Annotated in this window: 13 protein-coding genes and 1 riboswitch; of the genes, 3 read left to right on the top strand and 10 right to left on the bottom strand. The window is 29.1% G+C overall.

Annotation, left to right across the window (positions count from 1 at the left end):
* Positions 1–6: 6 nt before the first annotated feature.
* Positions 7–324 (bottom strand): hypothetical protein, encoded by a 318-nt coding sequence (locus AC2A4K_RS02565; protein WP_322504537.1) that lies wholly within the window; start codon positions 322–324, stop codon positions 7–9.
* Positions 325–478: 154 nt separating this feature from the next.
* On the opposite strand from AC2A4K_RS02565, the gene AC2A4K_RS02560 reads away from it, so the two are divergent.
* Together AC2A4K_RS02560 and AC2A4K_RS02555 are read left to right on the top strand one after the other, a co-directional pair.
* Positions 479–1,003, top strand: coding sequence for a hypothetical protein (locus AC2A4K_RS02560; RefSeq protein ID WP_322504538.1), 525 nt, complete (start codon positions 479–481; stop codon positions 1,001–1,003).
* A gap of 91 nt (positions 1,004–1,094) precedes the next feature.
* On the top strand, positions 1,095–1,598 hold the full coding sequence (locus AC2A4K_RS02555) for a hypothetical protein (RefSeq protein ID WP_322504539.1): 504 nt from the start codon (positions 1,095–1,097) through the stop codon (positions 1,596–1,598).
* Between the two features lie 158 nt (positions 1,599–1,756).
* Here AC2A4K_RS02555 and AC2A4K_RS02550 read toward each other — a convergent pair whose 3' ends face one another.
* From AC2A4K_RS02550 to AC2A4K_RS02535, 4 genes are all read right to left on the bottom strand, one after another.
* Positions 1,757–2,398, bottom strand: a complete 642-nt coding sequence (locus tag AC2A4K_RS02550) for a Crp/Fnr family transcriptional regulator (protein WP_322504540.1) — start codon at positions 2,396–2,398, stop codon at positions 1,757–1,759.
* A gap of 33 nt (positions 2,399–2,431) precedes the next feature.
* Positions 2,432–3,109: a nicotinamide riboside transporter PnuC gene (gene pnuC / locus AC2A4K_RS02545; protein WP_322504541.1), complete on the bottom strand. Its 678-nt coding sequence runs from the start codon at positions 3,107–3,109 to the stop codon at positions 2,432–2,434.
* Positions 3,110–3,199: 90 nt separating this feature from the next.
* A complete protein-coding gene (locus AC2A4K_RS02540; RefSeq protein WP_322504700.1) occupies positions 3,200–4,018 on the bottom strand; it encodes a purine-nucleoside phosphorylase in 819 nt (272 codons plus the stop codon).
* 213 nt (positions 4,019–4,231) lie between these two features.
* Entirely contained in the window at positions 4,232–5,647 is a 1,416-nt protein-coding gene (locus tag AC2A4K_RS02535) for an alanine/glycine:cation symporter family protein (RefSeq protein ID WP_322504542.1), read from the bottom strand.
* A gap of 363 nt (positions 5,648–6,010) precedes the next feature.
* A riboswitch (purine riboswitch) is annotated at positions 6,011–6,112 on the top strand.
* 272 nt (positions 6,113–6,384) lie between these two features.
* On the opposite strand from AC2A4K_RS02535, the gene AC2A4K_RS02530 reads away from it, so the two are divergent.
* Positions 6,385–7,746 (top strand): uracil-xanthine permease family protein, encoded by a 1,362-nt coding sequence (locus tag AC2A4K_RS02530; RefSeq protein ID WP_322504543.1) that lies wholly within the window; start codon positions 6,385–6,387, stop codon positions 7,744–7,746.
* Positions 7,747–7,814: 68 nt separating this feature from the next.
* On the opposite strand, the gene AC2A4K_RS02525 is transcribed toward AC2A4K_RS02530, so the two are convergent.
* The 5 genes from AC2A4K_RS02525 to nadA all read right to left on the bottom strand — a co-directional run bounded on the left by AC2A4K_RS02525 (position 7,815) and on the right by nadA (position 14,365).
* Positions 7,815–10,754, bottom strand: coding sequence for an NPCBM/NEW2 domain-containing protein (locus AC2A4K_RS02525; protein ID WP_322504544.1), 2,940 nt, complete (start codon positions 10,752–10,754; stop codon positions 7,815–7,817).
* Between the two features lie 55 nt (positions 10,755–10,809).
* The gene (locus AC2A4K_RS02520) at positions 10,810–11,217 is read right to left on the bottom strand and encodes a hypothetical protein (RefSeq protein WP_322504545.1); all 408 of its coding nucleotides are present in this window, start codon (positions 11,215–11,217) and stop codon (positions 10,810–10,812) included.
* Positions 11,218–11,340: 123 nt separating this feature from the next.
* Positions 11,341–12,180: a carboxylating nicotinate-nucleotide diphosphorylase gene (gene nadC, locus AC2A4K_RS02515; RefSeq protein WP_322504546.1), complete on the bottom strand. Its 840-nt coding sequence runs from the start codon at positions 12,178–12,180 to the stop codon at positions 11,341–11,343.
* Entirely contained in the window at positions 12,137–13,456 is a 1,320-nt protein-coding gene (locus tag AC2A4K_RS02510; RefSeq protein WP_322504547.1) for an L-aspartate oxidase, read from the bottom strand. The genes nadC and AC2A4K_RS02510 overlap by 44 nt, the downstream gene beginning before the upstream one ends.
* Positions 13,457–13,459: 3 nt before the next feature.
* A complete protein-coding gene (gene nadA, locus AC2A4K_RS02505; protein WP_322504548.1) occupies positions 13,460–14,365 on the bottom strand; it encodes a quinolinate synthase NadA in 906 nt (301 codons plus the stop codon).
* Positions 14,366–14,448 lie beyond the last annotated feature (83 nt).

Here is a 14,448-nt window from a genome sequence, read left to right as displayed (position 1 = left end):
CTCTAATCAATTTAATTTATCTAATTCATTCTTAAGATCAGCATTTTTCTTTTCTAAATCTTTTTGCTGAGAAATCAATTCTTCTTTTTGTTTTTTTATTGTCTCTTTAGCATCTATTTGACCTTGTTCTAAAGCTTCTCTTTCCTTTTGTACTGCTCTTAATTCAGTTTTGCTATGATAAACCATCGGTTGTAAAAAACTAAAACCTATTGAAAAAATTGTAAGCAACACTATAAAAGATATTATTTGATTGGCTATTCTTTTTGCTAAGCTTTTCTCTCCATTATCGCTTCCATCATCATAATTATTATAGTAATCATCCATAATTTCTCTCCTCCTCTTAAGTATCCGTTTTCATTCTATCATATTTTATTATCATTATATATATTTTAATCCTTTAAATTTCTTTTTTTGTAACTATTTGGATATTATTAATGAGTATAATTATATTTACAAACAATTAATTATGGAGGATTGTATGAAAAAATTTAGTGCACTTATTATACTAATCTTTATTCTGCCAATAAGCACTCTTTTTTTAGGATGTGGTAGCTCACCTAAAGATGAAATTATAAAATCACCTAACAAAATTTTTGTTTACTATGATGGCTCTCCTATTGAAATTTCAAAGGATGATAAAATATTCAAAGAAATAGTTGAATTGACTAACAAAAGAATAGATAAAGATAAAATTTCTACTGCTCAGGATGTTGTTTCCGAGAACTATGTGGATTCTCTAAAGAAAGAAAAGCTTTCCTTAGAATTTTTATATGAAGAAGAACAAGAAATGAATTTAACTGGTGATGGCTTCACCCCTATAAAATATACCAAACTCTTCTTTCCTTTAGTAATTAGTGATAATTCAAATTATGATTCTAGTTCTATAATAGGTACTTTTCAATATAGTAATATACAAGGATATACTGATTCCTCTAGAGGCTCCCTAAATGAATCTAAAGAACTAGTAGAACTTCTTATGAACAACATCACTAATAAAAAATAATACTAAATAAGCTATAGCAAAATAAATTTCTACTATACCTTATTTTTATATTTTATTAGATTATATTATTTAAATTATTAAGGAGATTAGTATGAAAAAAGTTAGTACAATTTTATTATTAATGCTACTACCCATTAATTTTTTATTTCAAGGATGTAATATATCTAATGAGGAAATCATAAAACCACCTAATAAAATCGTTGTTTACTATGATGGTGCTCCTATTGAGGTTTCAAAAGATGATAAAATATTCAAAGAAATAGTTGATTTAACCAACAGAAGAATTGATAAAGATGAAATCTCTACTGTTAAGGATATTGTTTCCGAAAACTATGTAGATTCTCTTAAGACAAAAAAACTTTCCTTAGAATTTTTATATGATGATGAACAAGAAATGAATTTAACTGGTGATGGCTTTATGCCTATGAAATATACTAAACTATTCTTTCTTTTAGTTAGTTCTGAAAACTTAGATATATCTAACTACTTTCAATACGGTACTTCTAAGAATGGATATACCAATTCATCAAGAGGACCACTAAAAGAATCTATAGAACTTATAGAACTTATAATGAATCAGGTAGTTAATAAATAGCTTAAAGTTTAGTCTAAACAAGTTTTTATTTATAAATATTACTATAGTTTAAATATCTATAGAATAACAAAATAAGGTGCTTTAACTCTTAATTCTTAAGAACTTAAATGCACCTTATTTTTTTAATTTTGTAGTTTAAAATTTATTTTGTAAGCTTCTTAAGGCTTGTAATAATCTACTTCTTCTTTAAGCTTTTCTATTGATTTAACTTTTATTTTTCCTGAATTATAATCAAGAATTCCTTCTTCTACCAACTGATTTATTATTCTATTTATACTTCTAATATTTGATCCTACCCCTTCAACTAATAAATCTTTGGTAATAACCAAATTATTTTTATAAAGTGTGTTTAATATGATGTACATAACCCTATATCTTAAAGTGTAGAAAGCATTAACTCGCTCTCTTTTACAACAATCATAATTTCTTTCTGCTATAAGCTTACTTATAAACACTGAAAACTTATTGTCTAATTCCATCCATTTAACAAAAGCTTCTTTACTTATCTCTAATGTTTTACATTCTGATAAAGCTTCTACTGTTGTGACAACTTCCTTATCAATTAAAGCTTCTAATTCACCAAATATGGTTGCTTCACTATCAATGTCTTCTAAGTATATAGCACCTGTAAAATCTGAATGATATGTCTTTATTTTTCCTTCTAATAAGACATATACAAAATCGCAACCTTCATTTTGAATTAATAACTTTTCTCCATATTTAAAACTTCTATGTTTTAATTCTTTTTTAATCTCTTTTGGACAGTTATTTATAAACTCTATTAATTCGCAACCTTTCACTTATAATCACACCCATAAAAATAGTTTTATCTATTATAGTGTTAATTTATTTTCACCTTGTTCCTTATAACTAGCGTACCATTCCAATAATCCTGATATTGATAAGATTAATTGAATAGCAACTAAAATTAACATTACATAGTATCCATTTAATATATATATAATTATAAACAATATGTTGCTTAATATCCATAAAATCCAGTTTTCATATAACTTCTTACTTAACCAATACTGAGCTACTAAGCCAAGTACAGCTGTTAAACTATCTAGTACTGCGTTTTGAGCATGTAATATATTTATTTCTATATATCCCCAAACTGCCCATGCTGCTAATATAACAATAGTCCATATTATTTGTCCTTTATTGGTTAATCCTGATGTTACTACGTTATCCTCTTGATCTGCATTTTTAACCCAATAATACCAACCAAATATGTTAAAACCAACTTGGAAACAAGCTAATATTGCTAAAGCATATAATCCTGTGTTGTAGTATATGTATAAATAAGCTAATACTGTAATTATTCCAAATATAAAGTTTGATACCTTTTCTCTAGATAATAACCATACATTTATTATTCCCATTACCGATGCAAACATTTCTATTGCGCTTGAGTTTATTGAAAATCCTACTAATAAACATATAGCACATGATATTACAACAAATAATGGGCTACAAGTATATGAAGTAAATTTTTTCATTAATTCCATAATAATATCCTCCTTAGTTTTCTAATTTCCCTTTAAGATTTTATATTAATTTCTTTCTAAATATTTAAAGAACAAATCCACTTTTTGATTCTAATATTCCTTTAAAAATTGATTCACAATACTTGTACATTTTTCAGCAATACTTTTAAAATTCTCTAAGACCTCTTCGTGAGTTATTTCTTCATCTGAGTATGCTGCCGCTAAGCAAGGTACTCCTGAAAATCCTAAGACTTTCATTCCACAATGATTAGCTACTATAACCTCTGGAACTGTTGACATTCCTACAACATCGGCCCCTAAAGAAGCTGCCATTAATGTCTCCACAGCAGTTTCATAGCTTGGTCCAGAGAACATTGCATATACCCCTTCTTTTAAGTTTATATTTAAATCTTTTGCAATATTTTTAACTTTTTCTCTTAACACTCTATCATATGGATAGCCTAAATCAGGAAATCTCTCACCAAATTCAGATAAATTTTCTCCTCTTAATGGATTATCTCCAGCAAAGTTTATATGATTTCTTATTACTAGTAAATCTCCTGCCTCAATACTTTCTTTAGCCTGTCCAGAACAATTAGTAACTATAAGTGTTTCAACTCCTAAAAGCTTCATTACCCTAATAGGCAATGTTATCCTTTGCATTGAATGCCCCTCATAATAATGGCATCTTCCTTTCATGGCTACAACCTCTTTACCATGTAACTTTCCAATTATTAAAATACCTTCATGTCCATCAATAGTAGGTACAGGAAAGTTAGGTATATCCATATATCTATAATATTCAGCGTCCTCTATTTCATTTGCTAAATCTCCTAAGCCAGTTCCTAAAACTATACCTATCTTAGGAGAATATTTACTTTTAGAATTTATATATTCATAAGCTTCTTTAATTTCTTTTGATAGATTAATCATTGATTCTCCTCCTCATTTATTTCCTACAAGCTTATTATTAAATATTAGGTAAATGTTTTCAAGGACATTTGTCCAAGAGTTTTTCACCTAAAAAATTCATATAATTGTATAAAAAAATAAGTACGTCAATTAAAATTTGACGTACTTATTTTTCTGATAATTATAATATTTGTCTTTAATATATCTTAATTTAAATAATATTCTATAACTCTATTTCCACTCTGAAACATTTTCTAATCCTGGAATAGATGATGCTTTAAATACAGGCTCTTTTATTCCTGCTTTCTTTTGCTTTGTATAGTCTTTTAAAACTAAGAAAGCTTTTTTGCTAAGTAATGTTATTGCTATTAAGTTTAATATTGCCATAAGTCCCATAAATAAATCAGCTAAGTTCCAAACTATTTGTATTTCTGCTACTGATCCAAATAAAACCATACCAATAACTAATACTCTATATATAACTAAGAAATATTTTTTACTATTTAAAAATTCTATATTTGACTCTCCATAATAGTAGTTACCAACTATTGAACTGAAAGCAAATAATAATATACATATTGCTAAGAATATTCCTGCCCATGATCCTAATTCAGTTGTTAATGCATTTTGTGCAAGAGATATTCCTGTTATAGACTTGTCCATATAATTAACATCTGATAAAAGTATCATAAATGCTGTACAGCTACATATTAATAATGTATCGGTGAATACACCTAATGTTTGAATAAGACCTTGCTTAACTGGGTGACTTACATCTGCAGTCGCTGCTGCGTTAGGTGCACTACCCATACCAGCTTCATTTGAGAAAAGCCCTCTCTTTATTCCCATAAGTACGGCACCACCTAAAGTACCACCTACTACTTCTCTAAATCCGAAAGCATTTTCAAATATTAATTTTAAAACTGAAGGTAACTCTGTTATATTAGTTATTAAGATAAATACAGCTACCCCTATATAAGCTAATGCCATTACAGGAACTATAACTTCTGAAACCTTAGCAACTCTTGTAACTCCTCCAAATATTACGAAGCAAGTTATAATAGTTATTATTACCCCTACTAATAATCTATCTGTTCCAAAAGCATTATTAAATGCTATAGTTATTGTATTTGCTTGAACTGAATTGAATATTAATCCAAAACATATTGATATAAGTATTGAGAATGCTACACCCATCCATTTTTTATTAAGTCCTTTTTGCATGTAATAAGCAGGACCTCCTCTGAATGTACCATCTGGATTTTTTTGTTTATATACCTGTGCTAATGTTGATTCAACAAAGCTTGAAGCCGCTCCTATTAATGCTATTAACCACATCCAGAAAATAGCTCCTGGACCTCCTAAAGAAATGGCAATTGCAATACCAGCGATATTTCCTGTACCAACTCTTGATGCTGTACTAATACAAAAAGCCTGAAAAGAAGATATACTTCCTTTTTTCTTATCTTTTTTAGAAGATGCTGTTATACCATCTCCTAATAGTCTTATCATTTCTTTAAAATACCTAAATTGTACGAATCTTGTTTTAATAGAAAAATAAATTCCTAAAACTATAAGTAACGCAATTAAGATATAACTCCATAATACATTATTAACATTTGAAATTATTTGATTTAACAATTCCATCCCTTCATCCTCCGTAAAACACAAATTTAACTTTTTATTAATTCTACACTACAAATAAATAAAATGCAAGAATTATTTTTAATCCTTCATTATTCATTATTTAACCTCAATTATCATAGTATATGCACTATTTATTGCAAGGTTGTCTATACATTAATTCATCTATATAACTTTTAAAATATACCATTTTCGAATATATTTTTATTATAACTATATATTTTTCGTTTTTTTCATACTCCTTTTAATTTTATTAGAATTATGTTAAATAATTATGAAGAATCATATCATTAAATTTTTTATAAAAATAAATAAATTTTAGACAACGAACAATACAAACACTTGATATTTAAATTTTTCGTGATATAATATATAATAATTTTAACTCGTATATAATCGGTAATATGGTCCGAAAGTTTCTACCTGCTAACCGTAAAACAGCAGACTACGAGGAGTTGTACGATATATCTAGAAATACTAGTGTATAAAAGCAACACCTCTAAAAAGGTGTTGCTTTTTTTATTAAGTATAACTTCCTAAAAGTTCTAAGAAAACTTTCTTTATATGAGTTTTAAGATTTAAAAATATATCCTTTTAAATAAATAGTTCTTTTAAGATTGTTTTCAAGTTTGAACTAATATCTTGTATTCTTTCTAGACTTATAGAGAATTTTTATTTAAGAAATATATTAAAAATCTTAGATTTAATTATTCTAATGAAAATTATAAGGAGATGAAAAGATGGAAAAGCAAAAAGTGAAAAATACGGAAGTTAACTTAATTTATGGAGTAGATGATGATTTAGATTTACCTAAAAAAGTTTTATTTGGACTTCAACATATATTCGCTGCCTTTGGAGGAATTATCGTTGTTCCTTTAGTTATAGCTACCTCTCTTGGCTTCGATAATAAGACTACAACGGCATTAATAAGTGCTTCAATTTTAGCTTCTGGACTTGCTACAGTTATACAAGCTAAGGGAGTTGGAAAGGTTGGTGCAAGAGTTGCATGTATTATGGGGACTGATTTCACCTTTGTATCACCAGCAATTTCAGTAGGTTCAGTTCTTGGCTTACCGGGGATCATTGGGGCTACAATACTTGGATCTTTATTTGAAGTTATTTTAAGCTTCTTTATAAAACCTTTAATGAAATTCTTTCCTCCTCTTGTTACTGGAACTGTAGTTGCATTAATAGGATTAACTCTACTTCCTGTATCAATAGATTGGGCTGCTGGCGGTGCTGGTTCATCTAATTATGCTAGCTTAGAAAACTTAGCTGTAGCAATGTTTGTATTGGTAATAACTCTTTTACTTAATAATTATGGAAAAGGAATGATTAGTAGTGCCTCAATACTTATAGGTATAGTTGTTGGATATATAATTTGTATTCCTCTTGGATTAGTTGATTTTACTCCTGTGAAAGAAGCTAGTTGGTTATCATTCCCTAAGATACTTGAATTCGGAGTAACTTTTGATGCTAAAGCTGTAATGGCATTTATCCCTGCTTACTTTGTTGCTACAATCGGAACTGTTGGTTGTTTAAAAGCTATTGGAGAAACATCTAACATTGATATTGATGATAAAAGAGTGGCTGCTGGAGTATTATCTGATGGTGTAGGAAGTGCCTTAGGTGGATTAGTAGGTTCTTGTCCTAATACTTCTTTTAGCCAAAATATAGGTATTATTTCTCTTACAAAAGTAGCTAGCCGTCATGTGGCTGTTATGGCAGGAATACTATTAGTTATACTTGGCTTTTTACCTAAGGTAGCTGCTATAATAACAGGAATACCAAACCCAGTTTTAGGTGGCGTTGGAATAATGATGTTCGGAACTGTGGCCGCTGCTGGTATAAGAACCTTAAGTAATATAGATCTTACAGAACGTAATCTTTTAATAATAGCAATTTCTATGGGTCTTGGTCTTGGTGTTACATTTAGACCTGATGTAATTCAAAATCTTCCTGAAGCAATAAGAATGATTTTCTCTTCTGGAATATCAACTGGAACAATAGCAGCCTTAATATTAAATGCTGTGTTAAAAGAAAGTCCTAAATCTATGGAATTTGAAAATATGTACGATGATGAAGAAATAAAAGCAAGCTAAAGTATTAATAATAGATAAAAAGGATACATGAAATAAAAACTTCATGTATCCTTTTTTTATTTTATAAGCTACTTCAAAATACGTTTTGTAACAAAATCTAAATCTAATAAATCGACCTTACCATCCTTATTTACATCAGCAGATTCATTAAAAGATTCATCACCTAAACTTTTTCCATAATTTTTAGATACAATTGCTAAATCACCTGAATCTATTTTTCCATTCTTATTTAGATCATCAGTTTCTACTGTTATTATTAAAGAATTAAATTTATCAATGGATTTTTCTAAATTAATTAAAGCAAGCTCCACATCATCTTTAGTAGAAAGTTTATTCTCTGATACCACTTCTGCATTCTTTATTTCTTCTTCTAGAATTCCTTTAGCACCTAAATGATACTGTCCATTTTCAATTCCTTCTATAGCAGCATTTAAAATCTCTCTTGCCTCTTCTATTTTCTTCTTAAGAACTGATTTATCAACTTCCTGTTCATCTATAATGGAAAATACTCCATTTGCCCAATTACATTCATCATAAGCATTTCCATCACCATAATCTGTGACCTTCAATGTTAATATTTGAGTTCCATGTATATCTAGGTTTACAGTCTTCTCATCTTTATATCCCATTCTTCCACTATCATATATTTTTTCATTATCAGCCCAAATCTCAAAAGTCGCTGATGGGCGTCCCCATTGATCTGATCCCCCTTCAGTTTCATCATCAATACCTATAATTGATGTAAAATTATAAGAATCTCCTCCTAAGAATATTTGTGTTTCACCATTAGCATGAGTACCTAATCCTGAAGTATAAGTTTTTTCATTAATAACTATTGGGCCATTTTTAATATTTTTATTACGCTTAGCTTCTCCTCCCCAACCTACAGTTGAAGTAATCCAATCAATATCACCTAGCTTTTCACCATCTGCTGGCTTATTCATTGTTTTAAAACTCTTAGTCGTCTCTATTTCAAATTTAGTCTCCTCTGAATCATATTCAAATAAGGCATTTGATTTAATTACAAAATCACCTTTTTCTTTAGGTGTCGAAACTCTCCATTTACTAACAAAAGTTTCTCCAGTTGCTAAGCTTTCATTTTTTACTTCAATCTCTTCCACAGTAAATCCCTCTGGAACTTCTAAAAAAGCTTTAATATTTTTCATAGTTTCCTTACCAGTGTTTTGAATTTCAGTTGAAATTATAACTTGATCATCAGTAGGTAATATATTTTGGAAATTCAAAATTATACTTTGTTCCTTATCAACTTCACCTATAGCAGCTTCTGATACTCTAAATACTTCAACACCATGTGCCGGAATTGTAACATTTATCTGATCAGTAATTCTTTCAGTTGTTTTATCCCATAAATCATAAATCTTATATGCGCTTGACTTAGGTAAATCTATATAATCTTGATTTGTTAATTCATTTATAGAAACACTTGATGAAACCTCTGAATTTGATTTATTAAAAAAGCAAATTGCTAACTCATTATTTTCTAAAGGTTTAACTATAATATCAACATTCCCATCAGTTTTATATTTTCTTCCTTGAATACCTCTTACATCTTGATCTATATCTATTAAGTCTTTATTAGTTATTATTTGATAAGTTTGATTGTCTGTATCTACAGTTCCATCCTCATTAATAAATGTTCTAATATCATTTCCTAATATTAAAGGAGCAGCCATCATACACCATAATGTAAAGTGCGATTTATTTTCTTCATAAGTTAAATTTCCATTTCCTACTTCTAACATATCAGGATCATTAAAATGTCCTGGACCTGCATAATCATAAAGCTGAATATTTTTATTATATATATCCATTATTCTTCCCCAATTTGCAGATATATCAGGAGTAGTTCTCCAAGAGTTTCCTATACCTTTTCCCCATTCCCATGGATTATTATTTCCCCATTCACATATTGAGAAAAATATAGGTTTTTCATCCTCTCCAGTTTTCTCTGATTGGACCTTTGTTGCTTTTTTAAGTTCTTGTCCCATTCTATCATATAAAGCTATCGCACTATCCTTACCTGTTGCTATGGGATTAGAAATTTTAACTTTATTGCTTCCAGCCTTTAAATCTACTATAAGTTGATGTCTCCCTGTTGGATTCCAAGCTGAAGTTGGTGGTACCATTGCTTCATACATATTTTCATCATTAACTAAAACCTGTGCATATTTTTCAAAATTACCACTCTTTTTAAGCCCTATAGTTAAAACATATTCTCCATCTTCTTCTACATTTATATTTTCAAACTCAATATACCCCCCATTAGCATTTAAACCTGTAACATATTTCCCACCATAAGAATTACTTGCATTTATAATTCTTGCATTTCCATATAAGTTAGCATCTTCAGCTTCTATTATTATAGAATCCCTTTCTCCTTTCTTTCCAATGTATAATCTGTCAATTTCTGGTGCCTCAGTTGGTAATGGTATGTTGTGGCAGAAATCATATTTAAAATATTCAATTCCCCATTCTGCAAAAGTTTCAGCATCAATTTTTTCATTACCTAAACTTGCTGGTAAATCCTCACATGTAAATGTACCATTTGATGTATAGAGTCCTAATTTCATTCCCTTTTCATTAACTTTATTAACTAATTCTTTCATACCACTTGGAAAATTAGTTAAATCAGCCTGTAACTTTCCATTTTCATCTCTCATTGAAGATTGCCAACAATCATCTAAGTTTAAATATTCATACCCTAAACCTACTAACCCTGACTTTTCCATAGCATCAGCCATAGCTAATATATCCTGTTCATTTATTTTTTCCTTAAAAAAATTCCAGCTAGACCACCCCATTTGAGGAGTTAATCCCACCCCATTGTCATAAATATCATCATTATCTTTTCTTAACCATTCTTTACTTCTTTTTTGTTCAGTTATAATAGTATTCTCGTTGTTATCTTTAGCAAAAACTAATGTTCCTGCTAAACTTTGAGTTACCATTAACCCACTTATAATCATGGCCATTTTTTTGAACTTCACTAAATTCTCCCCCCCACTAATATTTTATATAATTAACTTTAATTTACTTATGAAACTATTTTTTACTCTCTTTTTCTATAACTTCCATTCCCTCCTTCTCTATAGCTTCAGTTCCAAAAATAAATATATCGTTTACTTTTAGTAATGGTACACTAGCTTCTAATCCATCTGGCATTTTTATATTTTTAGTTATTTTTTTGAACTCATCATTTACATCATCCTCTGCAATATTTTTTGCAGAAATTTTATAACTTTCAGGATTAACTATCTTTTTCTCATTAATCATCATCTCTAAATTCCCTTTAAATTCTTCGCCATCAGTACATGATTTACAAGGATTATAAAAATAATACTCTATATTTACCAATCTCTTTTCATTTCTTGAAATCCCCAATAAACATACTCCAAGCAAAATAGTTATTACAAGTGATATCCCAATTACCTTTTTAGTCTTACTTTTCACTTAAATTTCCTCCTAAAATATAAATTAACCTTCATTTATTTGATATATATATATTTATGTAAAGCTTGAATTATTCAAATAATAAAAAAACACATTCTAGCATTTAACTAGAATGTGTTCTTATTAATCTACATACCTAAAATTTTTCATACTTATATCTAATACCTTAAAAGAATGTGTGACTGCTCCTGTAGAAATAAAATCAACTCCTGTCTTAGCTATTTCTGATATAGTATCTAAAGTTACATTACCAGAAGCTTCAACCTCAGCATTTCCATCTATTAAAATTACAGCTTTTTTAAGAGTTTCTATATCCATATTATCTAACATGATTATGTCTGCTTTTGCTTCCAAAGCTTCATATAATTGTTCAATATTTTCAACTTCAACTTCTATTTTTCTAACAAAGGGAGAATTTTTTCTTGCTAGAAAAATTGCATTTTTTATTCCACCTGCAGCTTCTATGTGATTATCTTTTATCATAACTCCATCATTTAATCCAAATCTATGGTTAGTTCCTCCCCCAACCTTAACAGCATATTTTTCAAATAATCTCATATTAGGAGTTGTTTTTCTTGTATCTAAAAGTCTTACATTTGTTCCCTCTAATTTCTTAGTGAATTCTCTTGTAAGTGTTGCTATTCCGCACATCCTTTGCATGTAATTTAAAGCTACTCTTTCTCCCATAAGAATATTTTTAGCATCGCCAGAAACTTCCCCAAAACATTCTCCTTTTTTAATTTCATCTCCATCTTTTACTGAAAATTTAACTTCCACACCACCTAAAATTTTAAAGACCATCTTAAAAACTTCCGTACCAGCTATTACCCCATCTTCCTTAGCTATTACATCGACCTTGGCCACTTTATTATTTAATACTAGGGCTTCTGTTGTTACATCTCCATACTGTAAATCTTCATTAAGAGCTTTTCTTACATTCTCCTCCATAAGTAACCAATTCATCAATAATATCTCCTCTCAAATTTTCAATCTCATCAAGTAAAACTTTTCTATTTAATTTTCTATAATATTCTAAATTGCTATAAATCCGCTTTGCTTTGCTAATCATACAATAATCTATATTTTTATTAATCTCAAAAGAACCTCTTCTTGAAAATACTAAGGCTTCTAACAAAGAATTACTAGCAAGTCTATTTGCTCCATGAACCCCAGTACAGCTTACCTCTCCAAAGGCATATAAATTTTTCATAGATGTCTTACCATATAAATCCACCTCAATTCCTCCCATAAAATAGTGTTGAGCTGGGGCTACAGGTATTGGTTCTTTACTAATATCAATTCCTTCTTTTAAACATTCATTATATATATTAGGAAATCTATGTTTTAAAAAACTTTTTTTCATAAAAGAAACATCTAAAAATACATTTCTAGAGTTTGTTTTTCTCATCTCTTCATATATACGCTTAGTTACTACATCCCTAGGTAATAGTTCATCTACAAATCTTTCTCCATGACAATTAATTAATTTGCCTCCTTCTCCTCTAACAGATTCAGATATAAGAAACTTCTTCCGATTTCGCTTTCCACTTAAAAAGGCAGTTGGATGAAATTGAATATATCCTATATCCTTAACAGCTATGTCTTTTCTTAAAGCTATTCCAAGACTATCTCCAGTTAAAATTCTTTCATTTGTTGAATTCTTAAACAATCCTCCAATTCCTCCAGTAGCTAAAATAACTACTTTAGCATATATATTTATTCCTTTACCTTCTTTAATAAAAATTGCTCCATTGCACTTATTATTACTTTCAAATATATCAACCATTTCACAGTTTTCTATTATTTTAACATTGCTTTTTCTACGTATATTTTCTAAAAGAACTTCTTCAACTCGTTTTCCTGTTATATCCTTGTGGTAAACAATTCTGTTTATTGCATGAGCACCCTCTTTAGTAAAACATAATCCATTTTCATCTACTTCAAAATCAACACCTAATTTAATTAATTCTTCTACATTCTCCATTGATTCCTCAACTAAAATCTTAAGAGAACTCATTTTATTTTCATATCTTCCTGCTCTTAAAGTATCTTCAATAAATAGGTTAAAATCTTCTTCTCCTCTAGCCACAGCAATTCCTCCTTGAGCTAGAGAAGAGTTGCATTCATTAGCTCTCCCCTTAGAAACCATAACTATATTTAAATCTTCTCTTAAGTTAAGGGCTGCATATAAACCAGCAACCCCTGTTCCTACTATTAAAACATCAGTTAAAATCTCCATAGCTTACTCTCCAAGCTTATGCATATTTTCTAAGGAATTATATGCTTTTATTCTTAAATCTTCATCTATTTCAACTACATTTTTCATATTCAAAAGACTTTCATAAAGTTGTTCTAAAGTAGTTATTTTCATGCTTGGACAAATCATGCTTCCATAAGGAGTGTAAAACTCTTTTTCTGGATTATGCTTCTTAAGCTGATGAATTACGCCTTCTTCTGTTACTATAAGAAATTTTTTACCTTGTGAGTTATTAACAAAATTTATTATTTCACCAGTACTTCCTATAAAGTCTGCTTCCTCTCTTATTTCTTTATTACATTCTGGATGGACAACAATTATAATTTCTTCATGTTCTTTTCTAAATTTTGAGATTTCCTCTTTCTTTATCCTCTCATGAATTATACAAAAACCATCCCATAATATAATTTTCTTCTCTGGTATTTGTTCTTGAATATATGATCCTAAATTTTTATCAGGTAAAAATATAATTTCATCTTCTTTTATATTTTTTATAATATTTAAAGCATTAGATGAAGTACAACAAACATCTGATACAGCCTTAACCTCTGCAGAAGAATTTATATAACAAACTACTTTTGCCTTTGGATGTTTCTTCTTAAGTTCAGAAACTCCTTCAACGCTTGCCATGTCTGCCATTGTACATCCAGCTTCCATAACCGGTAATATAACTTTTTTCTCTGGAGAAAGAATTTTTGCACTTTCAGCCATAAACTTTACTCCACAAAAAACTATAGTATTTTCCCCACAATTTTTCGCTATTTTGCTTAAGTAATATGAATCTCCTACAGCATCGGCTATATCCTGAACCTCAGGAATTTGATAATAATGAGCCAATATAATAGCTCCCTTTTCCCTTTTTAACTTCAATATTTCATCCCTTATGCACATATTTAATCCCCCATTTTATACACAAACGTACTTTTATGTAATTTTTTACTATATATAATAGCATCATTAGAAATGTATTTCAA

It is taken from the genome of Clostridium sp. LIBA-8841 (genome assembly GCF_057782475.1).
This window is presented reverse-complemented; position numbering and strand designations above follow the sequence as displayed.